This is a genomic window from Burkholderia sp. AU38729 (assembly GCF_020419725.1).
Taxonomy (GTDB): Bacteria; Pseudomonadota; Gammaproteobacteria; order Burkholderiales; family Burkholderiaceae; genus Burkholderia.
This window is the reverse complement of record NZ_JAIZQO010000007.1, coordinates 378,634-402,924: the sequence shown is the minus strand read 5'-3', so window position 1 is coordinate 402,924 and position 24,291 is coordinate 378,634. Positions and strand designations below refer to the sequence as shown.

Genomic DNA, 24,291 nt, shown 5'->3' with positions numbered 1-24,291 from the left:
TCGCGCTCAGTCGCGCCGGCCGCCGCGATGGTGGAACCAGCCCCCGAGCGCGGTGAACACCAGCCCGGTTGCACACATCCCGATCCAGCCGAACGCGTGCCATGCGGCGACGCCGGCCGACGAGCCGAGTGCGCCGCCGATGAAATAGCACACCATGTACACCGTGTTGACGCGGCTGCGCGCCTCGGGCTTCAGCGCATAGATGCGCGACTGGTTCGAGATCTGCGCGGCCTGCACGCCGACGTCCAGCACGATCACGCCGATCACGAGCCCGACGAGGCTCGAGCCCGACAGCGCGAAGATCACGAACGACAGCGCGAGCAGCGCGATCGCGAGCGAGATGATCGCGCGCGGGCCGCGCTTGTCCGCGAAGCGGCCCGCGTACGGTGCCGCGAGCGCACCCGCCGCGCCGACGATCCCGAACAGGCCGGCGGCCTGCGGGCCGAGATGGAACGGCGCGCCGGCGAGCAGCAGCGTGAGCACGGGCCAGAACGCGCTGAATGCCGCGAACAGCGCGGCGCCCGTCAGCGATGCCTCGCGCAGCCCGCGCAATTCGACCGCCAGATGCCACATCGAGCCGAGCAGCTTGCCGTACGACAGCGTCGACGTCGGCGAGCTGCGCGGCAGCCGCAGCACGATCACGGCGGCGAGTGCGACGAGCGCCGCGACCGACGCGGCGAATACCGCGCGCCAGCCGAAATACTCGGCGACGAAACCGGCGGCCGTGCGCGCGAGCAGGATGCCGAGCAGCAGGCCGCTCATCACGGTGCCGACCGCATGCCCGCGTTCGGCCGGCGGCGCGATCTCGGCGGCGAACGGCACGGCCTGTTGCGCGATCGTCGCGAGTACGCCGATCGCGAGGCTCGCGACGGCGAGCACGGCCAGCGACGGCGCGGTGGCCGCGACGATCAGCGCGACCGACAGGCCGGCGATCTGCATCAGGATCAGCCCGCGGCGGTCGAAGCGGTCGCCGAGCGGCGCAAGCAGGAACATGCCGGCCGCATAGCCGAGCTGCGTCGCGGTCGGCACTGCGCCGATCCACGAAGCGCCGTCGGGAAATGCCGAGCGGAAGCTGTCGAGCAGCGGCTGGTTGTAGTAGATGTTCGCGACGGACACCCCCGCGATCGTCGCGAGCAGCAACAGCAGGCTGCGCGAATAGTGGGGCGAGGCGGCGTCGGTCGGACGGTTGGTGGAGGCGGTGGACATGGCTGCGCGAACGGAAGTGGGGCGGCGCAGCGCGCGGCGCACGCGGCGGGTGCGCAGGCCGGCGGGGCGCCGTCGAGGCTGCCGATCATACCGGAGCGACGGGAATCCTGCCGGACGGGGGCAGATCGGCCAAACCGGCCGAACCTGCGTAACCGGCCGGCCGCGGCCCGTCATCGTGCGTGCGTCAACCCGTCAGTCGACCAGCTCACCCGTCGGTTCATAGAACGGATAGGGCCCGGCGCCTTCATCGACATACACGTGATGCGACGTCATCCCCGCGTCGGGCACATAGTGATGGACCGCGAACGCCGGCGGTTCGAGCCGGAACGCGGAGGGCCCATCGGTCCGCAGGTCGAATGCGACCTGATGGGCGGGCGACGGCACCGCGGCGGCGAGCGTGCCGCCGAAGCGCGTGAACATCGTGCGATGCACGTGGCCGCACAGCACGCGCTCGACGTTCGGATGGCCGCGCAGCAGCGCGTCGAGTTTCGCGGAAGCGGCGGGCGCGAGGCGCAGCTTGTCCATGTGGCCGATGCCCGACGCGAACGGCGGGTGATGCAGCGCGACGATCACCGGACGATCGCGCGCTGCGTCGAGCTGCGCGGCGAGCCAGGCGAGCCGTGCATCGCACAGGTCGCCGTAGCTGGCGCCCGGCACCTGCGAATCGAGCGCCAGCACGCGCACCGCGCCGACGTCGAGCGCGTATTGCACGAATTCGCCCGCCTGCAGCTCGGCGCGATCGGCGAACGCGCGGCGCAGCCCGGCGCGGTCGTCGTGATTGCCGATCATCAGGTAGTACGGAATCTCGAGCGCGGCAAGCAACCCGCGCAGGTTGCCGTACTCCTCGTCGTGGCCGAAATCGGTCAGGTCGCCGGTGACGAGCACCGCATCCGGGCGCGGCACGAGCGCGTTCAGTTTTTCGATGCAGCGCGCGAGCGCGGCCGCGGTGTCGACGCGCCGGTACGCGAGCTGTCCCGGACGCTTGATGTGGAGATCGCTGATTTGAGCAAGCAGCATCGTCGTTCCTCGGAATTGTCTGATTGTTGTCGCGGCGTCGTGCGCCGCGGTGGGGTGCTGCATGAATGATGCCGGAAGGACGGATCAGGCGCCGAGCGCGATCAGGCCTTCCGGTGCGACCGTGAGGCCGACCGCCGTGCCGCGTGCGAGCGCGATGCGGCCCGGCACGTCGATCACGAGCGCGTCGGGGGCCGCGTGCTCGATCGTGAGCCGCGTGCGCTCGCCGAGGAACGCGCATGCGCTCACGGCACCGCGCAGCGGCGCATGCGCGGGATCGGCCAGTTGCGCATCCTCGGGGCGGAAGAACCACTCGTCGGCGGCGTGCGGCGTCGCGATCGCGCCGCCCGTGGTCACCAGCGTGCCGTCGCGCCATTGCCCGGCGAGCCGGTTCAGCGTGCCGATGAACTGCGCGACCGTGCGGTTGGCCGGGTGGTAGTAGATGTCGCGCGGCGTGCCGATCTGTTCGATGCGGCCCGCGCCCATCACGACGATCCGGTCGCCGAGCTCCATCGCTTCGGCCTGGTCGTGCGTCACGTAGACCGTCGTCACGCCGAGTTCGCGCAGCAGCGTATTCATCTCGCGACGCAGCGTGTCGCGCAGCTTCGCGTCGAGCGCGGTCAGCGGCTCGTCGAGCAGCAGCACGCGCGGCCGCACCGCCAGTGCGCGGGCCAGTGCGACGCGCTGGCGCTGGCCGCCCGACAGCTGGTCGATCGGCTTGTCCGCATGCGCGTCGAGCCGCATCATCGCGAGCAGCTCGTCGACGCGCTCGCGCAGCGCGCGCGGTTCGGTCTTGCGGATCTTCAGCCCGTAGCCGACGTTGCCGCGCACCGTCAGGTTCGGAAACAGCGCGTAGTTCTGGAACACCATGCCGACCTGCCGGCGCTCGATCGGCAGCGCGGTGACGTCGTCGTTGCCGAATGCGATCGTGCCGCCGGCGTCCGGCGTGTCGAGGCCCGCGATCAGGCGCAGCGTCGTGGTCTTGCCGCAGCCCGACGGCCCGAGCAGCACGAGCGTTTCGCCCGCGCCGATCGACAGGTCGAGCGGTTCGAGCACGCGCGTGCCGCGGAACGTCTTCGCGCAGCGGGTCAGGGTGATGGGGGTGGAATCGAGTTTCATGTCTGCGAGAAATTCAGCGCGGGCGCTTCTTGAGTGCCCGCGTGCCGGACGGATCGACGCCGAGCCACTGCATCGCGACGAGCAGCGGCAGCGTCATCAGCAGGAACAGGATCGTGTACGCGCTGCCGACTTCGAGGCGCAACGACGCATACGTATCGGCGAGCCCGACCGGCAGCGTCTTGGTGTCGGGCGTATGCAGCATCCACGTGAGGTTGAATTCGCCGATCGACAGCGTGAGCACGGCGAGCGCCCCCGCGACGATGCCGGGGCGCAGGTTCGGCAGCACGATCGTGACGAAGCGTGTGACGAACGATGCGCCGAGGCTGGCCGCGCCTTCCTCGAGCGTGCGCAGGTCGGCGCCGGCCGCGACGGCCGCCACCGCACGCACCATGAACGGCAGCGTGAACACGACGTGGCCGACGACGATGAACCACAGGCTCATCCGGAACGTGGTGAAGCCGCCGTACACGACCAGCAGCGCGAGCGCCGACGCGAGGCCGGGCAGCGCGACCGGCAGCACGAGCGCCTCCTCGATCGCGCGCGCGGCGCGGCTCTTGCTGCGCGCGAGCGCATAGCCGGCCGGCACGCCGACCGCGAGCACGATCGCGAGCGTCGCGAACGCGACATAGAGCGACAGCGCGACCGAGCCGTGATACTGCTGCCACACCTGTTCGAGCCAGCGCAGCGTGAGGCCGCTCGACAGGCCGCGGAAATAGTTGACGGTGAGGCCCGCGAGCACCGACATCACGACGGGCACGATCAGGAACGCGCACAGCAGCAGCGTGACGCCCCATTGCAGCGCGGCGATCGCGCGAGCGCCGGTGACGCGCGGCGCGCGGCGGGCGACGCCGTTCGCCTGAGCGAGAGCGGGTGCCGGTGAGGGCGACGGCGCGGAAGAGCCGGAAAGCGATTGCATGCGGGAATCCTCAGGCCGCGGCGGCGGCGGTGTGGCCGGTGAAGCGGCGCGCGAGCGCGAGCACGGCCCAGGTGACGATGCCGAGCACGATCGACAGGCCGGCCGCCGTCGCGATGTTCGCGTTCAGCGTGAACTCGGTATAGATCGTCATCGGCAGCACGTTCAGGTCGGTGGCGAGCGTGAACGCGGTGCCGAACGCGCCCATCGCCGTCGCGAAGCAGATCGCGCCGGCCGCGATCAGCCCGGGCGCGAGCGCGGGCAGCACGATGTCGACGAAGATGCGCCACGGCGATGCGCCGAGCGAACGCGCGGCTTCCTCGAGCGACGCGTCGAGCTTCGACGCGGCCGCGATCACGGTGACGATCACGCGCGGAATCGAGAAGTACAGGTAGCCGATGAACAGCCCGGCGACCGAGTACGCGAACACCCACTTGTTGCCGGTGAGCTTCGCGGACAGCATGCCGATCAACCCCTGCCGGCCGGCGAGCATGATCACCATGAAGCCGACGACGACGCCCGGGAACGCGAGCGGGAACGTGAGCAGCGCGAGCAGCACGCGCTTGCCGGCGAATTCGCGGCGAGCGAGCAGGAGGCCCGAGATCGTCGACAGCGCGAGCGTCGCGAGCGTGACGCCCGCGGACAGCGCGATGGTTTCGCCGAGGCTCTTCATGTAGCGCGCATTGCCGAGCAGCGCCGCGTAGTGCGGGAAGAACGCGCCGTCGGCGGACACCTGCACGAGTGCCGCCATCGGCAGCAGCCAGAACGCGGCGAACACCGCGAGCGCCGGCGCGACGAGCGCGACGCGCCAGCGCAGCGGGAAAGTCAGGTCGAGCATCGATGAGGTCCGCCGCTTACTGCATGACCTGCAGGTATTGCTGGCCGAATGCCTGCTGGCCGGCTGCCATCTTGCCGAAGTCGACCGGTTTCGCACGCGCATATTCGCTCGCCGGCAGGAACTTCGACGCGATGTCGGCGCCGAGCGTCTGCGCGCGCACCGGACGCAGGTACGCATTGGCCCACAGCTTCTGGCCTTCGTCCGACAACACGAAGTCGAGCACCTTCTTGCCGTTCGCGTCGTGCGGGGCGCCCTTCACGAGACTCATCACGTACGGCACGGCGATCGTGCCTTCCTTCGGAATCACGAACTCGACGTTCGCGCTGTCCTTGTACTTCGCGCGATACGCGTCGAAGTCGTAGTCGAGCAGAATCGGAATTTCACCCGACAGCACGCGCGCGTACGCGGTCTGCTTCGGCACGATCGGTGCGTTCGCCTTCAGCTTCCTGAACCAGTCGAGCGCCGGCTTGAAGTTGTCGAGGCTGCCGCCGAGCGCCTGGTTCACGGCCACCGCGCCCGCATAGCCGACGAACGCGCTCGACGGGTCGAGATAGCCGACCATGCCCTTGTATTCCGGCTTCAGCAGATCGGCCCACGAGCGCGGCACCGGCTTGCCGTCGAGCGCGTCCTTGTTCACGAAGAAGCCGAGCGTGCCCGAATGGATCGCGAACCAGTAGCCTTGCGGGTCCTTCAGGTTCGCGGGGACGTCGTTCCAGTGCGCGGGCTTGTACGGCGCGATCACGCCCTTGTCCTTCGCCTGGAACGCCGACGACACGCCGAGGTAGACCACGTCGGCGACCGGGCTCTTCTGCTCGGCGATCAGCTGCGCGATCGACTGGCCCGAGTTCTTGTTGTCGAACGGCACGCGGATGCCGGTCTTCTGCTTGATCGCCGCGATTTGCGCGGCCCAGTCGGCCCATTCGGGCGGGCAGTTGTAGCAGATCGCCGTTTCGTCGGCGTGGGCGGCGGGCGTGCCGGCGAGGAGCGCGGCGCAGGCGACGGGCGCTGCAAGCGCGCGCAGCAGCGAGGTCAGGCGAAAGGACACGGTAGGTCTCCGGGCGAGGGTGAGGCGCTGGGGTGGGGTGGTGGTGTGCAGGGTGTGCGGCGCGGGTTCAGGCCTTGCGCAATTGCAGGTCGGTGGCCGGCGGCGCCACGGTTGCGCCGTCGCGTACTACGTGCGGCAGGATCAGCGACGTGCGTTCGATCGCTGCGCCGCCGATGCTTTCGACGAGACGCTGCCATGCGTGGCGGCCGATGTCGCGATTCGGCGTCGCGACGCTCGCGAGCGGCGGCGCGAGCAGTTCGCCGAGCGCGATCCCGTCGAAGCCGAGCACCGACAGGTCGTCGGGAATCGAGAAGCCCGCGCGGCGCAGGCCGCGCATCACGACCATCGCGAGCAGGTCGTTGCTGCAGAAGAGCGCGGTCGGGCGCGTCGCGTGCGCGGTGAGATGCGCGAGCACCGCGTCGGGCAGCTCGGGCGCGTTGAAGTCGACTTCGACCGGCGGCAGCGTGGCGACGCCGATTTCCTCGAGGGCCTGCGCATAGCCGAGATGACGCTGGCGTGCGCGATCCGACGCGGCGAGCGAGCCGGCCAGCATCAGCACGCGGCGGTGGCCGCGCGCGGTCAGCAGCCGCACGCCGTCGTACGCGGCCCAGCGGTTGTCGACCGACACCGACGGGCGGCGCTGCGTGTCGTTGTGCATCAGCACGTAGTGCGGGCCGTCGTGGTCGAGCATGTCGAGCAGCGGGTGGGTATCCGCATCGGCGACGGTGAGGATCAGCCCTTCGACGCGCTGCTCGCGCAGCGTCTCGATCGCGTGGCGCTCGCGTGCCGCGTCGTATTCGGTCGTCATCAGGATCAGCTTGAAGCCGGCCGCGGTCGCGAGTTCGTCGATGCCTTGCAGGCAGTCGGCGAACACGGGGTTCGACAACGTCGGCACGACGACGCCGACGAGCCGCGTGCGCTCGCCGCGCAGTTGCCGGCCGAGCGGGCTCGGGCGGAACTGCAGCGTATCGATCGCGGAGCGGATCGTTTGCAGCGTGGCGGGGCTGACGGTATGCGGGGCGTTGATCGCGCGCGAGACGGTGGCGATCGAGAAACCCGCGAGGGCAGCGACGTCCTTGATGGTCGAGGTCATGAAACCTTGCGATGTAAACGTTTTCGGCCGGGAAATTATCGAAAACGTTTGTGACTTCGCGATGACTTAGGCGACGCTTGTTTCGCAAAAAGCACGAGACAAAAGTCTGACGGATAGGGCCGTTGGACGACGCGGACTCGATTGTATCGGGGATGCTGCGGCGCGGGAGTAAATCGTTGGCGGCGGTGCGGCGGCGTCGACGACGACGGATGAATCCGTGGGGGGTGTGATGCGGCGCCGCGGAATAAGGGAACGCATGGGCAAGCAATGGTAGAATCGCGTCCGCCCTCTTGCCGGGGTGATGAAATTGGTAAACATAGCGGACTTAAACGATTGAGTGCCCGGTCGGAAACGGTCGGTGCAGAACCCTTCAAATTCGGCGAAACCCCTGATGCGCGCATCGAGGCAACGCCGAGCCAAGCCTCGCGGCATCCGCGAGGAAGGTGTAGAGACTAGACGGGGGGCGCCTAAGGCGCATGGGCAGCAGGTCAGCCCGCGCGCGACGGCGAAGGCATAGTCCAGCGCACGAACGGCATCGCGCACGCGACGCCGGCTTTGAAAGAAGCAGTGTGACGAAAATCCGCCGCCTTAACTGGCTTGCCGGTTCGAGTCCGGTCCCCGGCACCACGATCGCTTCATCGCGATTCGATAAAGGGACGAAAGCCCGCGAGAAGCCATGCGCTCGCGGGTTTTTTGTTTTTGTGGCGTGGCATCGGCGGTAGTTGCCCGCGACCGAACGGCGACGCCACTGCCATCAGAGACGCGTCGAATGGACGGGCAGGTCGGTCTGCGGCGGCATCAGGCATGTGGTGGAACTCGCGCCGCCTGACGAAGCCGCGCGCCCCACCACGCAAACGTCACGCCATGAAGTGACTCGGAGTGTACGAATCACACCGCTCGCGCACGAAGGCCAGATTGCGCGTGCGCGACGTGTCGATGCGAAAGCCCGTCGCCTCGTAACCCGAGCGTTCCACCGTCACGACGCCGCGCATGACGGCCATCTGACCGGCAGGGTCGAACGTGAAAATGTCGTCGGCCACCGGCTCCAGCCGGTAGCCGGCACTGCCGGCGGCGCCGGTCATGGTGAGGGTGAGTTCACCGTTCGTCACGGCGATCGTCGCACGTGCCGCGGCATCGTGACTGTGATACGTGCCCGCCAGGCCCGCCGACGCATCGGAGAGCGACGGCGCGTGATCGGGCAAGCGCTCGAGCGTCTCCGCGTGACCGCAGTCCACCAGCTCGATAGCCGTCACGCGAGCCGCCGCCGTCGACGCTCGAGGTTTGATCAGCAGCGCTCTGCCTGTGCCGTCGTCAACCCGCAATCCGGCCGCCGTCTCGATGAGCGGCTGGGGCATCTGCTCGACGTTCTGAAAGCTCGCGTTGAGCTGCCCGTTGCGATCGCCGATCACGCAATACGTCCCGGACACACGCGAGTGATACCTGCCGAGCAAGGTTTCGTGCCCGGCAGTTTGCAGGGGCGTGGCGGGCTTCGCGCCAAGGACGGCATCGCCCAGCACGATATCGACGATTTGCGTAGCCACTTCAACTGGATTGACTGCCGCGCCGTTCGTGAGAATGATGACGTCCAATGCGCGCTCGGCCACGGTCAACATCTGGCACGAGCCACCGAACACCCCGCCGGCATGGTGCAGCACTTCCACGTCGCGATGCGGCGTGAGCATCAGCCCGAGCGCGTAGACGCCTTCCGCGCCGCTCGAATAGTGCGGTCGGGTCAGCATCTGGCGCCAGCTTGCTTCGCTGCCGACCCGCTTGGGGCCGCGCAGATGCGCGAGCCAGCGCAGCATGTCGTCGACCGTCGACACGATCCCGCCTTCGCCGAGCACTTCCCACGTCGGAAAGAGGCCGCGCATGAATCCGCCTTTTCCATCCGGCACATGCTGGGTCGCCATGCGAGGGCGAATGCGCATGTCGTCGGCGACCGATTCCGTGTCGACCATGCCCATCACGTCGAAGATGCGCGCCTTCAGGAAGGTCTCGAAGGGGATGCCGCTGACCCGCTCGATCGCGAGCGACAGCAGGTGATATCCGCCGTTGCAGTAGATCATCCGCTCGCCCGGCGGAAAATTGACGTCGCGTTGCCGCACTTGCGCCGCCAGCACGCCGCCACGCGGCAACGTCGCGACGCCTTGCGCGAGCAGCGTGAGATCGAGATAGCAGCGGTAGCCGCCCGTATGCGTCATCAGTTGGCGCAAGCTGGGGTCGCCTGCGAGCAGCGGCAGCTCGGGCAGGTACGTGCGGATCCCGGCGTCGACGTCGAGCTTGCCGTCTTCGGCGAGCAAGAGGGCGGCAAGGCAGGTGAAGTGTTTGCTCGTCGAGCCGATGCGCAAGCGCGTGGCCGGCGTGTTGGCGACGCCGTGTTCCAGGCTTGCCATGCCGAAGCCTCGCCGGTAGAGGACGTCGCCTCGATGCGCGACGGCCACGACGAGGCCGGGTTCGTCGCTCCTGTTGAAGCGGTCGAAAAGGGTATCCAGTTGCTCGACGATGTCGTGCGATGCTTGAGTCATTTTAGGTATCCCTATGATTTAGAACGGAACGGTCAGCGCCGCGCCGATCGTGCGGGGCTGAATCACGCTGACGAGCGCCGGGCCGCCCATCGGTATCAGCGACGTACCGGCGGCGATCAACGCGCGACGGTCGAACAGGTTGCGAACATAGAACGCCAGGCTGAACTTCCTGAAATCCACGCCCGCTTGCAGATCCGTGATCGCATAGCCCGGCAACGGATAATCCGGCCGGCCCGAGCTGGCGTCGAACCCGCTATGACGTCGGCCGACAAAACGTTGGGTCACACCCGCATACGACGGATACCCTTGCGCGGTGAACAGATAGGTGCCCGAGAGCGTAGCGGCGACCTTGGCCGAGTTCGGCAAGGGCGCGCCCGCGGTCGTCCCCGCGTTGGCGTTGCCGCTCGTCAGGCTGGCGTCGATGAGCGACAGGTTCGCACTGAAGTTCCAGTGCGGGTTGGGGCGGAACGTGCCGGAGAACTCCAGGCCCTTGATGCGCGCGTTGCCGGCGTTGATGACCTGATTGACGCCATCGACCGTGCCGAGCTGCTGGATGTTCTTCCACTCGATGTCGTAGACCGACGTCTCCAGCGACAGCCGCTTGTCGAGCAGGTCGGCCTTGTAGCCCGCCTCATAGCTCCACAGCGTGTCGGGTGCGAAGGTCGGGCTACCCGCCGCGCGCATGCCGGTGAGGGGATCGATCAGCAGCGCATTCGGGCCGCCGGGCCGGTATCCGCTCGCGATGCGGACATACGCATTGCTGTTGGCGGTCAGCGCATAGCGCGCGGTGAACATGTAGGTCTTGCTGGTGTCCGACGACGGTGCCGAGATGGTCTGGGTCGGGCCGGCGAGCGTGCCGTAGGTCGTCTGCTCGTAGGTCTGGGTATTGTGGGCGATCCGCACGCCGCCGGTCAGCGAAAGCCGCGGCGTCAGGTGATAAGTGATATCGCCGTATGCCGCGTACTCGTTGTACGTGCTGGGCGCCTGGAGCTCCGACAGGTCCGGGCCGGGCGAGCCGTCGGGCAAGGTCGTCAGAAAGCCTTCGCTCGAATGGCTGCGCTCGTGCGTATAGAAGAGGCCGGCCAGCCATTCGAGTCGCTGGTTGCCCGGCGACGTCAGGCGAAACTCCTGGGTCACCTTGTTCGTGGTAGCCACGTCCTTGGCGACCACCGACCCCAGGTTCAGCCCTTGGGCGGCAAATAGCGGCCCGTAGACACCGGTCAGGTCCTGCGGCGCACTCGTGTTGATCCTTTGATACGACGTGATCGAGTTCAGGCGCGCCCAGCCGAGCTCGTATTCGATTCCGGCCGAATAGAGCTGGATGTTTTGATGAAAGGGCTGCGGGGCGAACTGTCGCGTGGTCAGGTCCCCCCAGACCGGCTTGCCGTCGGCGCCATATTCAACGTAGTTCGGATCGTTGCGATTGATGTTTTGCGAGAGCGCGGTCAGCCGGACCGTCAGATCGCGGGTGGGCGTCAGCAGTAACGACGCGCGAGCACCGTAGGTGTCGCCGCGATCGATGTGGGTGTCCGCCTTGGGGCCCACTGCGTCGACATACCCGCCATCGTGCTGGCCGAACACGGAGACGCGCAGCGCGGCAACGTCGGTCTTCAGCGGGATGTTCAACGTTGCGTTGGCCGTTCCGCTCACCCCGCCATGCGCCGTTCCCGATACGCCGGTGCCGACTTGCCCGGAAAACTGACTCGGGTCCGGTTCGTTGGTCACGTATTTCAGCAAGCCGCCCATCGCACCCGCGCCATACAACGTGCCCTGCGGACCTCGCAGGATTTCGACGTGGTTGAGGTCGAGCAGGCTCATGTCGAGCGAGAACGTCGCACTTTGGGAGAACAGCGTGCTGCCGCCGAACGCGACGTCGTCGACATACATGCCGACGGTCGGCCCCGTCTGCACACCGGTCGTCACGCCGCGAATACTGACCTGGCCGGCCCCGCTGCCGCCGCTGGCGTTCAAGTCGACCCCCGGCTCCGAGGACAGGAAGTCGGACATCGTTTTCGCGCCGCTCTTCTGCAGTTCGTCGGCCGACAATACATTGACCTGCATGGGGACTTCGCGAGCCGGTTCGCGTCGGCGTGTCGCGGTCACCACGACGGTATTGAGCGTCGCGCCACCCTTGCCTTGCGCCTTCGTCACCTCGGCCGCAGGGGTGTTCGGCGTCGCGGCGCCGGGCGCGGCGATGGGCGTCGCGGTGGACGCCGCGTCAGGCGCGGCGACCTGCTGCGTCGTCGCGGGCGTTCGCGCCTGTTCCTGCGCGTGCACGCCCAACGATGCCAACCCGAATACGGGGCCGACGAAGAGCGGAGCGTAACGTCTGCCGTGCCGCAGCGGTGGCGTTACCGAAACCGCCGCGTGCTTCGTCCGGTTTTTCATCTTCACCATTGTCTCCTCCTGGTTTTGCAATCGACTGAACGCGATGCCGTGTAGCGCAACTCAGGGTGAACGGTAAGTGCCGGTTATTTCTGGTTCATGTGGCGTTTGTATCGGTGCTGATACAAACGATCGGTGACGGAGCGGGGCCGCCACACGGGCCGACGCGGTGCAAAACCGGGACGAAGACTTGTTTCGGGTTTGCAATAAAGGGCTCACATGGCCCCTACATTCACGGGCGATAATCGACGCCATCGCTCGCCGTTGGCCAGGACCATGCACAAACCCCGCTTCGATTCAGCTTTCTATCGCCTGTTCTTCGTGATGATCTCGATCATCCTCGTGATGCAGATCAGTGCCGGCCTGTTGCTCTTCAAGCTCTACAGCACCGCGCCGTTCAAGCCGCCGCCCGGGATGAGCGCGGCGTTGCAGTGGGGCGCCGCGGTGATGATCCAGGTGATGCCCGCGCTGATCTCGTCCTGGATCGGCGCGCGCATGCTGGCGGCCCCGTTCCGAACGCTGGCCGTCGGCGCCGCCGAGCTGTCGAGGAATATCGATGCGCCGCCCATCCGGGAAATCGGTCCTGTCGAGGCACGTCAGGCCGCCAGCGTGTTCAACACGATGCAGGCCTCGCTGCGGCGGCAAATGAGTGAGCGCAACCGCTTCCTCGCCGCCGTATCGCACGATCTGCGCACGCCGCTGACGCGCATGAAGCTGCGTCTTCGATCCGCTCAGGATACCGAATTGAGCGAACGAATCAGGGACGACATCGACGAGATGACGCAGCTTCTGGAAGCCACCCTGTCGTTCCTGCGCAATGAAGAGGTGGTCGAGGCGTTCAGTCCGGTCGATATCAATGCACTGGTGGATGCCATCGCGGAAGATGCGGCCGAACACGGTCAAAAAGTGACGATCAGTGGTGAGGTGCCGCCGATCTCGGCGCAGCCGCTGGGCCTCAAGCGCTGCCTGACGAATCTGGTCGCCAACGCGATTCGATACGGTGAAGACGCGCACATCCGCCTGATCGACGCACCGTCGTGCGTGCGGATCCAGATCGTCGATCACGGCCCGGGCATCCCGGAGTCACAACTGGAGCGCGCGCTGGAGCCGTTCTACCGGGTGGAAAGTTCGCGCAACCGGAACACGGGCGGGACGGGGCTGGGCCTCGCCATCGCGAACGACGTCGTGAAGCGTCACGGCGGGGAGCTGGCGTTGCGCAACGGTCCGGAAGGCGGGCTGGTCGCACAGGTCACGTTGCCGCGTCGATAGGGCGGGTGGTCGGACCGACCGTTGGCGCTGCTCTGTTTCACGCTTGATACAGATTGCTCACAAAGCGGAAATAGCGCGTGCTTATAGTCGTTTCACACCCTTCACTCCCATTCGGCGGACCTCGTCATGAAAATATTCACGGCTCAGCTTTCGACGGAAACCAATACCTTTGCCCCGTGCCCGACCGGATGGGGCGGCTTCGAAGAGTTCACGATTTTTCATGGCGACGCGAGTGTGCGCGAGCCCGACGGCGTGGGGCACGTGCTCGCGGAAGTGCGGTGCCTCGCGCAGGCCGACGGTCACGAAATTGCTGAAGGTCTGTGCGCCGAAGCCCAGCCGTCCGGCCGCACGATTCGTGCGGTCTACGAATCCCTGAGGGACGAAATTCTCGATGGCGTAAAGGCCGCCTTGCCGCTGGATGCCGTGATTCTGCTGCTGCACGGCGCGATGGTGGCGGAGGGCTACGACGATTGCGAAGGCGACCTGCTCGCCGGCGTTCGCGCGGTGGTCGGCCCCGACGTGCCGATCTCGGTCACGCTCGACCCGCACTGTCACTTCACGCAATTGATGAAGGCGTCGGCCGATGTCCTGATCGCCTACAAGGAGTATCCGCACATCGACGCCGTCGAGCGGGCGCGCGACGCCTATCGACTGACGCTCGATATGGCTGCCGGACGCATCCGTCCGACGATCGGCGTGTTCGACTGCCGGATGGTCGGCGCCTGGCACACCACCAGCGAGCCGATGGCGGGGTTCGTCCGGCGCATGCAGTCGTTCGAAGGGCGCGACGGCGTGCTGTCGGTGTCGCTCGGCCATGGGTTTCCGTGGGGCGACGTGCCGGAAGCCGGCGCGAAACTCTGGGTGGTGACGGACGACGATCTCGCCAAGGCCGACGCGCTGGCGGCGCAACTGGCGCGCGAGTTCTGGGAGTTGCGCGACGCGACACGCCCCGCATGGCTCGATATCGATGCCGGGCTGGATCGCGCGCTGGCGGTCGAGGGCGGGCCGGTCGTGCTGGCGGATGTCGCGGACAATCCCGGCGGCGGCGCGCCGTGCGACAGCACGTTCATTCTGCGTCGCGTGGTCGAGCGACGGATTTCCAATGTAGCGATCGGGTGCTTCTGGGATCTCGGTGCCATCCAGATCTGCAAGGACGCGGGTGTCGGGGCCACGCTGAATCTGCGCATCGGCGGCAAGTGCAGTGTGTACTCCGGCGAACCGGTGGACCTGCGCGTCACCGTCCGCAACGTGGTCGAGCGGCATACGCAAAGCATCATGGGCCTCGAGCAACCGCTTGGCCGGGCAGTGTGGGTGGAAGCGGACAACGGGCTCGACATCGCGCTGATATCGGTTCGCACCCAGGTGCTCGGCGTGGACGCATTCACCGGCCTTGGCATCGACTTCGCCGGCAAGAAGCTCGTGGTCGTGAAATCGACGCAGCATTTCCAGACCGACTTCGCGCCGCGTTCGAAAGCCGTCTTTCATATCGCCGCGCCAGGGGCGCTCACGATGAACTTCGCCGAACTGGACTATCGGCTTCGTGACCTCAACTACTGGCCGCGCGTGTCGAATCCGTTTGCGTCGGCGAGGTGAATACATGCCGGCGCGGTTCGGCGCCGGCACGTATCAGGCTTCGGCGTGTACCCGTGTGAAGGCCAGATGCCGGGTGCGCGGCGTATCGACGCGAAAGCCGGTCATGTCGCCGCGCGTTGCGTCGCGCGTCAACGTAAGCATTCCGGTCGTGATGTTCACTGGATCGATCGGCACCAGTTCGAAAGCATCGTGGGCCAGCGGCGTGAGGCGGTAGTCGCAATGGCCCACCGCGCCGTGCAGGCGAAGCACGAGGGCTTCGTCGTCGAGCCGAATGATCGCGTGGGCATCGGCGTCGTGGCTTGCAAATGTGCCGGACATCGCAGCGGCGAGATCCGGCGTCATCGCGGGCGCTTCGCCGAGGCGTGCGAACGTGTCGACATGGCCGCAATGCACGATGCGCAGGCTGGAGAGATCGTTCGGTGTGCAGGACGATCCCCACCGCAGCGCCAACAGACCGTCGCCGCTCGCTTCGAGCTGGACGTCGTCCAGTTCATCGGCGCTGTCGTAGAGCGTCATCGAGCGTCTGGGGCAAAGGGGGCCCGCCAGCACCAGCGCACCGTCATGATCCTCCAGGGCATACACGGCGCCGGTGCGGGCCGACCGGTAGCTGCCGAGGCGTGCTGCGTGATCCGCGGCGCGCGCCGCGACAGGCGGGCCATCGCCATCCAGCTCGTCCGCCAGCACGATGTCGACGACACGCTTCGACAGTTCAAGCGGTGCGTCGAGCGCGCCGTTGCTGAGCAATACGATGTCAAGCCCGTGCGCCACCGATACCAGCATCTGGCAAGTTCCACCCACGACGCCACCGGAATGCTGCATCAGCTCGACACCTCGGTAGGTGCTCTGCGTGAGACCGAGCGAGTATTGGCTGCGCAGACCGCTGGAGAATACGGGCAACGCCAGCATCTGGCGCCAGGTGTCGGCGTTGCCGACGATCTTCTCGCTGCATCGCAGGTGCGCGGTCCATCGCAGCATGTCGTCGACGGTCGAGACGATCGAGCCTTCGCCGAGCAGTTCCCACGTCGGAAAGATGCCGCGCCGGAATCCGCCCATGCCGTCAGGCACATGCATCGTCGCGATGCCGTGCTCGATCTCCATGTCGTTGGGTACACATGCGGTGTCATGCATGAGAAGGGGCGCGAAAATATGGGTCGCGAGGAACGCGTCGAACGGCATCCCGCTCGCACGTTCGACGGCAAGCGAAAGCAGGTGATAGCCGCCGTTCGAGTACATCATGCGTTCTCCCGGCGGAAAATTTTCGTCGTGCTGACGTTGCTGCGAGGCGAGGAACGCGCCAGGCGGCGACATGGCGAGACCCTGCGTCAGGAGCGCCAGATCCAGTGCGCATCGCTGCCCGCCGCGATGCGACATCAACTGCCGCAGCGTCGGTCGGCCGGCGGCCGGCGGCAGCGCCGGCAGATACGTGCCGATGGGGGCATCGGCGTCGAGCGCGCCGCGCTCGCACAGGAGCAGCACGGCGAGGCAAGTGACATGCTTGCTGACCGAGCCGATGCGCATGCGGGTGGCCGGCGTGTTGGCGATGCCGTGTTCGAGGCTGGCCAGGCCGAACGCGCGCCGATACAGCAGCTGGTCGCGATGGACGATGCCGGCGATCAATCCGGGTGCATCGGCGTGGTGATCACGCGCGAACAGCGTGTCGAGCTGCGTCGTCGTGGTGGATGAGTCGGATGTCATGTCGATGGCTCAGCGAGAGGAGGCGGGGGCGCCGGCGTGGCCCCAGACGTTGGGCGGGCAGTGCAGCAGGCCGTCGGCGTACGCGACACCCGGCTCGCGATCGCGTGCGAGGAAGATCGGTCCGTCGAGATCGACGTGATCGCACAGTTGCCCGAGCAGAAACGCGGGGGCGATCGCCAGCGAGGTGCCTGCCATGCAACCGACCATCACGGACAAGCCCGCTTCGCGCACCCGCGCGGCAAGGTCGAGTGCGCGCGTCAGGCCGCCGCATTTGTCGAGCTTGAGGTTGACGATGTCGTAGCGGCGCGCGACGGCGGGCAGGTCGCCGAGATCCTGAAACGATTCGTCGGCCGCGAGCGGGACCGGACAATCGATTGCTTCGAGACAGGCGTCCACGCCGATCGCAAACGGCTGTTCGAGCATGCCGACATCAAGCTGTTGCAGCACGGGGAGCATCGTGTCGAAGTGCGCGCGTGACCAGCCCTGATTCGCGTCGACGGCGAGCGGTATTTCCGGGTGCACGTCACGGATGGCGAAGAGGCGCGCGGCGTCAGCGGCGCTGCCGTCCAGCTTGACCTTCAGCGCCCGCGCGTGGGGCAATCCCTGCGCGACCCCGGCCATCGCATTCGGCGTATCCACGCCGATCGTCATCGTGGTCCGCAACGGATGCGGCTCGGAGAGGCCCGCGATGCGCCAGGCAGGCATCGCCTGCCGTTGCGATTCGAGCGCCCACAATGCCGCATCGACCGCATTGCGTGCGCCGCCGGGCGGCAATACGTCGAGCAATCGCGCGCGCGTGATGCCCGCTTCGATCGATGGTCGGACGCGCTCGATTTGCGCGGCGATGGATTCCGGCGTTTCACCGAGGTAAAAGACCCCGGAGGCTTCGCCGTTGCCGGCGTGGTGCCCGTCGTCGACGGTCACGCTCACGAGGCGAGCGGCGTCGATGACGTGGCCGGTGATATGGAACGGCGTGGCCAACGGCCAACGTTCGATACGCAGCGAAAGTGAGAGCGGGCGGGGTGACATGGGAGCGGAAGGAGGAAGGGAATCACGCATAGCGTTCGATTGCGTCGCGCACACCGCGGCCCGCCGCGCGCATCAGCAGGCAGGCGGCAAAGAAGCCGAACGCCGCCACGCAGACGATCGACCACAGCAAGCCCTGGCTGAACGCGTGCAGACGATCCGACATGAATCCGATGAACACGGGGCTGCCGGACTGCACGATGATCGACGTCAGCGCGCCGATCGCCGCCACGCGCGAGCGCAGGTGAGCGGGGCAGATGTTCTGCATGAGGGTGGGAAACAGCACCATGCCGGCGACCATGCAGGCGAGCTGTGCGCCGAAGAGCGCGTAGACCGGCGTCAGCGAGCCCACGGCCAGATACAGGAACGACAGGCCGCCGGCGACCAGCGCGCCACATTCACACACACGCAATGGCGCGAGCACGCCGAAGCGCGCTCGCATGCGGCCGGCAACGAGTCCGCTGAGCACGCAACCCGCGATGCCGCCGGCCATCGCCGCCACACCCATGCCGCCGCCCGCTTCAGCCGGTGTCGCGCCGAAGGTTCGCACCGCCACGACCGGCATCCATGTCGCGACACCGCCGAACGACAGGTTGACCAGCCCGATGGCGCCAAAGAACTTGAGCATCATGATGGCTTCGCGCCGGAAGTAGACCGGTGCGGACGGCAGCGGCGCGGAACTCCGGTGACGCGCGGTGGCTGCTTCCGTATCGCCGTGCTTGCCGGGGCGGATGAGCAGAACCAGCACGGCCAGCACGGGGGCGGGCAACGCAACGGCAAAGAACGCGAGCCGCCACGGTTCGAGATCGGCGAGTCCCGCCGGCAACGCGCCGTGCGCCGCCGCGATGCCGTGCATCAGTGCGCCGCCGAGCGCCATCCCCGCCCCTGAGCCCAACAGGTTGGCGAGCGCGAAGATCGCATTGGCGAGCACGCGCCGGCGCGCAGGGAACAGATCGGGAATCAGGCCGTAGATCACCGGCACCAGTCCGGCTTCGCCGATTCCCAGCCCGACGGTGGCGATGAACAACTGCCAGAAGTGGGTGGTCATGCCGCAGATCGCGGTGGCGGCGCTCCAGACGAGGACGCACGCGACCAGCACGACACGGCGATCCACGCGGTCGGCGACCCAGCCGATCGGCAACGACGCCACGCCGGCGAACAGGGCGATGCCTGCGCCTTGCATCAGGCCGATTTGCGTGTCGGTCAGCCCGAAATCGTGGCGGATGGGTTCCGTCAGCAGGATCAGCATCTGACGATCGACGAACGCGAAGAACGCCACGATCACCAGAATCGCGAGACCGAACCATGCGCGCGGCCCGGCCGGTGAATCGGATGGCGGGCTCGAGGCCGCCACGGGGGCGAGCACGTCGGGGTTGGAGTCGAACATGAGGGCTCCGTGATGAGAAGGCGGTTACTGCATGAACTGCTCGTTGCCCACGAGCCCGATGCGGTTCGCGCCGAGCCGCTGCGCGGAGGCCATGACCATGGCGACGGCGCGGTAAGGCGCCGCCTTGTCGGGTCGCAAATGCAGTTCGGTCGGCGCGGGGTCGACGGCGACGTCGTGCAAGCGCGTTTCCAGTTGCTCGCGCGAATGCAGCGTCTCGCCGTTCCATGCGATGGCGCCGTCGGCCGCGATATCGATCTGCACCACCGGCGGTGTCCGCGGTTGCGACGGCGGCGCGCCGGTCGGCATGTCCAGCTTGACCGCGTTCGTCTGGATCGGAATGGTGAGGATCAGCATGATGAGCAGGACCAGCATCACGTCGATGAGCGGAGTGGTGTTGATCTCGATCATCACGTCGGGTTCGTCGGCGTTGCCGGTGGGCATCGTCATGGCCATCTCGGGTCTCCTGGTCGGTATGAAGGGATCATTGGCGCGGCGGCGGTTCGGTGATGAAGTCGACCTTGACGATGCCCGCCCGCTGGCAGGCAAACACGACCCGGCCGACGGCGGCGTAGCGCGCGTCGAGATCGCCGCGGATGTGGACTTCGGGTTGCGGCGACTGCACGGCAACCGCCTTGAGTTTCTCGACGAGCGTTGCCGCGTCGGGCACGCGCCGTTCGTCCCAGAACACGTCGCCCTCTTTCGTCACGGCGAGAATCACGTTCTGCGGCGTCGTTTGCAGCGGCTGCACGGTCTCCTTGGGCAGCGTGACCGGCACGGTGTGCGAGACCACCGGAATCGTGATGAGGAAGATGATCAGCAGCACCAGCATCACGTCGACCAGCGGCGTCGTGTTGATGGACGACATGGTCTCGTCGTGCTCGGCGCCGTCGCGGGAGCCTGTGGTCATGGCCATGGCTTACCCCACGCGGGTCAGGGCGGCGGCCTTGGTCGCGGCGGCGGCCCCGGCCGTGGTCGTGCCGGTCAGGAGGACGATGTGCAGTTCCGTCGAAAACCCGCGCACACGTTCCATCACCGCCTTGTTGCGGCGCACGAGCCAGTTGTAGCCGAGCACGGCGGGCACCGCGACGGCCAGGCCGATGGCCGTCATGATCAGCGCTTCGCCGACCGGCCCCGCGACCTTGTCGATGGAGGCCTGACCGGCGATGCCGATCGCCGTCAGCGCGTGATAGATGCCCCACACCGTGCCGAACAGGCCGATGAACGGCGCGGTCGAACCGACGGTGCCGAGAAACGCGAGGCCGTCCTGCAGGCGGCTCGAGACGGACGTGGTCGCCCGCTCGATGGCCGCCGCGACCCACTGGTTGAGGTCGACCTGTTCGACCAGCGCGCCTTCGTGATGGTCGAACGCCGCGAGACCGGTTTCGGCGATGAAGCGGAACGGGCTGCCGGCGTCCAGTTTTTTCGTGCCTTCGCTGAGACTGCCCGCTTTCCAGAAACCCGTTTCCGCCGCCTTCGCGCGGCGCAGCACACGCGCTTGCTCGAGCAGTTTCGCGACGATGATGTACCAGCTGCCCATCGACATGACGACCAGGATGAGCAGCGTGCCGCGTGCGATGAAATCCCCGCCTTTCCAGAGCGCATCGAGGCCGTAGGGATTCGTCACCGTATCGGTGGCGGCGTGGGCGGCGCTGGCCGCGAGGAACAGTGCCGTCGCCAGGGCGGCCTTGCGGGTTCGGTTGAGCATGAATGTCTCCTGAAATGCGTTGCCAAGTGGAAAGGGAACGGCTGTCGAGGGCAGCCTCAATCGAGCTTGAAAGAGAAGGGCACCTGCACGCGGACTTCCTCGCCCTGTGCGACGCAGTGGAACTGCCGCACGGCGTTTTCCGCGGCCCGGTCGAGAACGGGCGCGGCCGACTGGGTCACGCTCAGGTCCTTGACGTTGCCGTCGGTGCCGACCACGAACGTCACGACGACGTCGCCGGTCAGGTTGTCCTTGAGCGCTTCACGCGGATAGCGAATGGCGGCGCGGACCTGCGTCGAGTTGGGACACACCACGCCGACGCTCGTCGACACCGGTGCCGCCGGGGCGGGTGGCGCCGGGGGCGGGACGGGGGCCGACGGCGCGGGCGTGGTCGACTGCGCGGCGATCGCGTTCGGCGACGGCGGTGCCGCGACGCGCACTTCCGGGGGCGGCACGAACGGCGGCGGGGGCGCGACGTGCTTCGGCGGCGGCGCGATGTGCTTTGGCGGCGGCGGTGGGGGCGGCGGCGGCTTGATCTCTTCGATGATGCGCGTCTCGATCGGCTGACGAATCACGTCCACGACTTTCGTCGCGAGACCGGTGAGCAGTGCGTAGACGATCACCGCATGCAATCCGACCACGAAGGCGATGCCGCCGATGCGCCGGACAGGCGGCTTGGGTTGTGCGTAGTTCATGTCCCGCGTGTCTCCTGCGTCGATATGACTTGGGAGCCACGTTAAAACCCGGGCATTTCTGGTTCATATCGGCTTTGTATCGGCGCTGACACAAAGTCTTTCCGGATGGGCCTTGTCGCGGCGGGACTCGGGAAACCAGACGGAGCGGCGAAGGCGGACGATGGCCAGCGGCGTCTCTTCGGGAAAATACCGGGCGGGTTATCCATGACGTGAACGCTCGTCAGGCATCCCGATCGTTCCGGATGACCTTGTGGGGCAAGGTGCCGGGGCAATTATTTCAACGCTGCAACAATTCGTGCAAAAAGCCCTTATATTGGCGAGCAATAATGAGTGAGGCACATCTCACCGCCGCAACATCGGAGACAAGACGCCGTGAACAAAGCGATTCGTATTCTCGTCGTCGACGACGACTCGCAGATTCGCAGCCTGTTGTGCGACTGCCTGGCAGACTTCGGCATGACGACCGCGCAAGCCGGCAGCGGCGCGGAAATGCATCACGCGCTCGGCGAGGGCGGCTTCGATCTCGTGGTGCTCGACCTGATGCTGCCGGACGACGACGGCCTCAATCTCTGCCGCGAGATTCGTGCGACCTCGGAGATTCCGTTGATCATCCTGACCGCGCGCGGCGAGATGACCGACCGGATCGTCGGGCTGGAACTGGGCGCCGACGACTACATCGTCAAGCCGTTCGAGCCGCGTGAACTGGTCGCGCGCATCCAGACGATCCTGCGCCGCGTGCGTGCGCAAACGCAGGGCCGGACGCGGGCGCAGGAGGAAAGCCGCTTCGCCGGATGGCGGCTTCACCAGATCGGACGCCACCTGATCGCGGCCGACAACACGGTCATTCCGTTGTCGAACGCGGAATTTCGCCTGCTCAATGCGTTCCTCGCCGCGCCGGGGCGAGTCCTCAGCCGCGAATACCTGATGGATACCGCGCGCGGCAAGTCGATCGACACGTTCGACCGCAGCATCGACGTGCAGATATCACGCTTGCGTCAGAAGTTGCGCGAGGACATCAAGGAGCCGCGCCTGATTCGCACGATTCGCGGGGAAGGGTACATGCTGGATGTCGGTCATCGTTAGGGTTGCGTGCCGATCGTGGCCGTGATCGCGTGCGGTTGTTGCGGCGCGCAGCCGAACGTGAGCCGCGGGTCGTCGTGGTCGCTCGCGGGTACGTGCCTGCCTCGATCGGGCGGGCGTGGCATCCCACCCGGGATCGGCTGATTCCCGCGTCGGCGGCACGGTGGCGATATCGTCCGACGCATTCGGTATGCGGCCGCGGCGACGCCGGCAAATTCCCGTCCGGGCCCGGTTCGAAGGGGCACGGCCACGCGTGTTCGCGCGCCACGGCGGCCCCGCCCGCTGGTCGTCCGGTGTCCGACATGGCAAATCTGCTCACCGCAATCGAGCGGCTTGGGCATCGACGTCCGCCGCCGCAAGGCATAGATTTCCAAGGTTGACGTGCCTATCCGCACGCCAACCCGCGCGCAGGCCGGCAACCGGCCGCGCGTTCCTAATCAGCGTGAGACACAATCGAGCGTGGAGACGACACGATGAGCCTGTCAGAGCCATTGCGTCTGCATGTGCCGGAGCCCACCGGGCGCCCGGGCTGCAAGACGGACTTTTCCTATCTGCATCTATCGCCGGCCGGCGCCGTTCGCCGCCCGCCGATCGACGTTGCCGCGGCGGACACCGCCGATCTCGCCCGCAGCCTCGTGCGCGTGCTCGACGACAGCGGCAAGGCCGTCGGCCCGTGGGCACCGGATCTCGACGATGCGCGGCTGATCGCCGGCCTGCGCGCGATGCTCAAGACCCGCATTTTCGACGCGCGCATGATGATCGCGCAGCGTCAGAAGAAAATCTCCTTCTACATGTTGAGCCTCGGCGAAGAGGCGATCGGCACCGCGCACACGATGGCGCTGCGCGACGGCGACATGTGCTTCCCGACCTACCGGCAGCAGAGCATCCTGATCACGCGCGACGTCCCGCTCGAACGGATGATCTGCCAGCTGATGTCGAACGAAGGCGACCCGCTGAAAGGCCGCCAGCTCCCCGTGATGTACTCGGACCGCGAAGCGGGCTTCTTCTCCATCTCCGGCAACCTCGCGACGCAGTTCATCCAGGCGGTCGGCTGGGCGATGGCGTCGGCGATCAAGGGCGACACGAAGATCGCGTCCGCGTGGATCGGCGACGGCGCGACGGCCGAATCCGACTTCCATACCGCGCTCACGTTCGCGCACGTGTACCGCGCGCCGGTCGTGCTGAACGTCGTCAACAACCAGTGGGCGATCTCGACGTTCCAGGCGATCGCGGGCGGCGAAGGCACGACCTTCGCCGGGCGCGGCGTCGGCTGCGGGATCGCGTCGCTGCGCGTCGACGGCAACGACTTCCTCGCGATCTACGCGGCGTCGAGCTGGGCGGCCGAACGCGCGCGCCGCAATCTCGGCCCGACGCTGATCGAGTGGGTGACCTACCGTGCGGGCGCGCACTCGACGTCGGACGATCCGACCAAGTACCGGCCGAGCGACGACTGGTCCCATTTCCCGCTCGGCGATCCGATCGAGCGCTTCAAGCGCCACCTGATCGTCAAGGGCATCTGGTCCGACAGCGCGCACGAAGCGCTGACGGCCGAGCTCGAAGCGGAGGTGATCGCCGCGCAGAAGGAAGCGGAGAAATTCGGCACGCTGGCCGACGACCGGATTCCGTCGCCGGCGTCGATGTTCGACGACGTGTACAAGGAGCTGCCCGCGCACCTGCGCCGTCAGCGCCAGGAACTGGGAGCGTGA

Annotated in this window: 20 protein-coding genes; 4 read left to right on the top strand and 16 right to left on the bottom strand. The window is 67.1% G+C overall.

Annotation, left to right across the window (positions count from 1 at the left end; translation table 11 throughout):
* Window positions 1-6: 6 nt before the first annotated feature.
* The 9 genes from LGM56_RS20855 to LGM56_RS20815 form a co-directional block, all read right to left on the bottom strand.
* Complete coding sequence (locus LGM56_RS20855) at window positions 7-1,206, bottom strand: MFS transporter (protein ID WP_226206673.1); 1,200 nt, start codon at window positions 1,204-1,206, stop codon at window positions 7-9.
* 192 nt (window positions 1,207-1,398) lie between these two features.
* Window positions 1,399-2,223, bottom strand: coding sequence for a phosphodiesterase (locus LGM56_RS20850; RefSeq protein ID WP_226206672.1), 825 nt, complete (start codon window positions 2,221-2,223; stop codon window positions 1,399-1,401).
* Window positions 2,224-2,307: 84 nt separating this feature from the next.
* Window positions 2,308-3,339, bottom strand: coding sequence for an ABC transporter ATP-binding protein (locus tag LGM56_RS20845; protein WP_039352318.1), 1,032 nt, complete (start codon window positions 3,337-3,339; stop codon window positions 2,308-2,310).
* Between the two features lie 13 nt (window positions 3,340-3,352).
* Window positions 3,353-4,255 (bottom strand): ABC transporter permease, encoded by a 903-nt coding sequence (locus tag LGM56_RS20840; protein WP_226206671.1) that lies wholly within the window; start codon window positions 4,253-4,255, stop codon window positions 3,353-3,355.
* 10 nt (window positions 4,256-4,265) lie between these two features.
* Window positions 4,266-5,090: an ABC transporter permease gene (locus LGM56_RS20835; protein ID WP_226206670.1), complete on the bottom strand. Its 825-nt coding sequence runs from the start codon at window positions 5,088-5,090 to the stop codon at window positions 4,266-4,268.
* A gap of 16 nt (window positions 5,091-5,106) precedes the next feature.
* Window positions 5,107-6,135: an ABC transporter substrate-binding protein gene (locus LGM56_RS20830; RefSeq protein WP_226206669.1), complete on the bottom strand. Its 1,029-nt coding sequence runs from the start codon at window positions 6,133-6,135 to the stop codon at window positions 5,107-5,109.
* 67 nt (window positions 6,136-6,202) lie between these two features.
* Window positions 6,203-7,228, bottom strand: coding sequence for a substrate-binding domain-containing protein (locus tag LGM56_RS20825; protein ID WP_226206668.1), 1,026 nt, complete (start codon window positions 7,226-7,228; stop codon window positions 6,203-6,205).
* An 857-nt stretch (window positions 7,229-8,085) separates the two neighbouring features.
* Window positions 8,086-9,753 carry a serine hydrolase domain-containing protein gene (locus tag LGM56_RS20820; RefSeq protein ID WP_226206667.1) on the bottom strand — a complete coding sequence of 556 codons (1,668 nt, stop codon included), beginning with the start codon at window positions 9,751-9,753 and terminating at the stop codon, window positions 8,086-8,088.
* Between the two features lie 18 nt (window positions 9,754-9,771).
* On the bottom strand, window positions 9,772-12,150 hold the full coding sequence (locus LGM56_RS20815; RefSeq protein ID WP_226206666.1) for a TonB-dependent receptor: 2,379 nt from the start codon (window positions 12,148-12,150) through the stop codon (window positions 9,772-9,774).
* Between the two features lie 264 nt (window positions 12,151-12,414).
* On the opposite strand from LGM56_RS20815, the gene LGM56_RS20810 reads away from it, so the two are divergent.
* Window positions 12,415-13,407: an ATP-binding protein gene (locus LGM56_RS20810; protein ID WP_226206665.1), complete on the top strand. Its 993-nt coding sequence runs from the start codon at window positions 12,415-12,417 to the stop codon at window positions 13,405-13,407.
* Window positions 13,408-13,533: 126 nt separating this feature from the next.
* Complete coding sequence (locus LGM56_RS20805; RefSeq protein ID WP_226206664.1) at window positions 13,534-15,000, top strand: M81 family metallopeptidase; 1,467 nt, start codon at window positions 13,534-13,536, stop codon at window positions 14,998-15,000.
* A 33-nt stretch (window positions 15,001-15,033) separates the two neighbouring features.
* On the opposite strand, the gene LGM56_RS20800 is transcribed toward LGM56_RS20805, so the two are convergent.
* From LGM56_RS20800 to LGM56_RS20770, 7 genes are read right to left on the bottom strand one after another with little or no spacing between them, the layout of a single operon-like run.
* Window positions 15,034-16,695 (bottom strand): serine hydrolase domain-containing protein, encoded by a 1,662-nt coding sequence (locus LGM56_RS20800; protein WP_226206663.1) that lies wholly within the window; start codon window positions 16,693-16,695, stop codon window positions 15,034-15,036.
* Window positions 16,696-16,704: 9 nt separating this feature from the next.
* Window positions 16,705-17,724: a dipeptide epimerase gene (locus LGM56_RS20795; RefSeq protein ID WP_226206698.1), complete on the bottom strand. Its 1,020-nt coding sequence runs from the start codon at window positions 17,722-17,724 to the stop codon at window positions 16,705-16,707.
* A gap of 22 nt (window positions 17,725-17,746) precedes the next feature.
* Complete coding sequence (locus tag LGM56_RS20790) at window positions 17,747-19,108, bottom strand: MFS transporter (RefSeq protein ID WP_226206662.1); 1,362 nt, start codon at window positions 19,106-19,108, stop codon at window positions 17,747-17,749.
* Window positions 19,109-19,132: 24 nt separating this feature from the next.
* On the bottom strand, window positions 19,133-19,561 hold the full coding sequence (locus LGM56_RS20785) for an ExbD/TolR family protein (RefSeq protein ID WP_089494522.1): 429 nt from the start codon (window positions 19,559-19,561) through the stop codon (window positions 19,133-19,135).
* Window positions 19,562-19,589: 28 nt separating this feature from the next.
* The gene (locus LGM56_RS20780; protein ID WP_226206661.1) at window positions 19,590-20,021 is read right to left on the bottom strand and encodes an ExbD/TolR family protein; all 432 of its coding nucleotides are present in this window, start codon (window positions 20,019-20,021) and stop codon (window positions 19,590-19,592) included.
* Window positions 20,022-20,024: 3 nt separating this feature from the next.
* Window positions 20,025-20,813, bottom strand: coding sequence for a MotA/TolQ/ExbB proton channel family protein (locus LGM56_RS20775; RefSeq protein WP_226206660.1), 789 nt, complete (start codon window positions 20,811-20,813; stop codon window positions 20,025-20,027).
* 56 nt (window positions 20,814-20,869) lie between these two features.
* Entirely contained in the window at window positions 20,870-21,505 is a 636-nt protein-coding gene (locus LGM56_RS20770; protein WP_226206659.1) for an energy transducer TonB, read from the bottom strand.
* Window positions 21,506-21,877: 372 nt separating this feature from the next.
* On the opposite strand from LGM56_RS20770, the gene LGM56_RS20765 reads away from it, so the two are divergent.
* Window positions 21,878-22,588 carry a response regulator gene (locus LGM56_RS20765; protein WP_197523792.1) on the top strand — a complete coding sequence of 237 codons (711 nt, stop codon included), beginning with the start codon at window positions 21,878-21,880 and terminating at the stop codon, window positions 22,586-22,588.
* A gap of 470 nt (window positions 22,589-23,058) precedes the next feature.
* Window positions 23,059-24,291: a 3-methyl-2-oxobutanoate dehydrogenase (2-methylpropanoyl-transferring) subunit alpha gene (locus tag LGM56_RS20760; RefSeq protein ID WP_089455926.1), complete on the top strand. Its 1,233-nt coding sequence runs from the start codon at window positions 23,059-23,061 to the stop codon at window positions 24,289-24,291.

Coding starts and splice junctions, on each gene's coding strand:
- LGM56_RS20840 (WP_226206671.1), bottom strand. CDS start 4,255: ATGCAATCGCTTTCCGGCTCTTCCGCGCCGTCGCCCTCACCGGCACCC.
- LGM56_RS20800 (WP_226206663.1), bottom strand. CDS start 16,695: ATGACATCCGACTCATCCACCACGACGACGCAGCTCGACACGCTGTTC.
- LGM56_RS20845 (WP_039352318.1), bottom strand. CDS start 3,339: ATGAAACTCGATTCCACCCCCATCACCCTGACCCGCTGCGCGAAGACG.
- LGM56_RS20805 (WP_226206664.1), top strand. CDS start 13,534: ATGAAAATATTCACGGCTCAGCTTTCGACGGAAACCAATACCTTTGCC.
- LGM56_RS20790 (WP_226206662.1), bottom strand. CDS start 19,108: ATGTTCGACTCCAACCCCGACGTGCTCGCCCCCGTGGCGGCCTCGAGC.
- LGM56_RS20760 (WP_089455926.1), top strand. CDS start 23,059: ATGAGCCTGTCAGAGCCATTGCGTCTGCATGTGCCGGAGCCCACCGGG.
- LGM56_RS20825 (WP_226206668.1), bottom strand. CDS start 7,228: ATGACCTCGACCATCAAGGACGTCGCTGCCCTCGCGGGTTTCTCGATC.
- LGM56_RS20855 (WP_226206673.1), bottom strand. CDS start 1,206: ATGTCCACCGCCTCCACCAACCGTCCGACCGACGCCGCCTCGCCCCAC.
- LGM56_RS20780 (WP_226206661.1), bottom strand. CDS start 20,021: ATGGCCATGACCACAGGCTCCCGCGACGGCGCCGAGCACGACGAGACC.
- LGM56_RS20815 (WP_226206666.1), bottom strand. CDS start 12,150: ATGGTGAAGATGAAAAACCGGACGAAGCACGCGGCGGTTTCGGTAACG.
- LGM56_RS20850 (WP_226206672.1), bottom strand. CDS start 2,223: ATGCTGCTTGCTCAAATCAGCGATCTCCACATCAAGCGTCCGGGACAG.
- LGM56_RS20775 (WP_226206660.1), bottom strand. CDS start 20,813: ATGCTCAACCGAACCCGCAAGGCCGCCCTGGCGACGGCACTGTTCCTC.
- LGM56_RS20795 (WP_226206698.1), bottom strand. CDS start 17,724: ATGTCACCCCGCCCGCTCTCACTTTCGCTGCGTATCGAACGTTGGCCG.
- LGM56_RS20810 (WP_226206665.1), top strand. CDS start 12,415: ATGCACAAACCCCGCTTCGATTCAGCTTTCTATCGCCTGTTCTTCGTG.
- LGM56_RS20820 (WP_226206667.1), bottom strand. CDS start 9,753: ATGACTCAAGCATCGCACGACATCGTCGAGCAACTGGATACCCTTTTC.
- LGM56_RS20785 (WP_089494522.1), bottom strand. CDS start 19,561: ATGGCCATGACGATGCCCACCGGCAACGCCGACGAACCCGACGTGATG.
- LGM56_RS20835 (WP_226206670.1), bottom strand. CDS start 5,090: ATGCTCGACCTGACTTTCCCGCTGCGCTGGCGCGTCGCGCTCGTCGCG.
- LGM56_RS20770 (WP_226206659.1), bottom strand. CDS start 21,505: ATGAACTACGCACAACCCAAGCCGCCTGTCCGGCGCATCGGCGGCATC.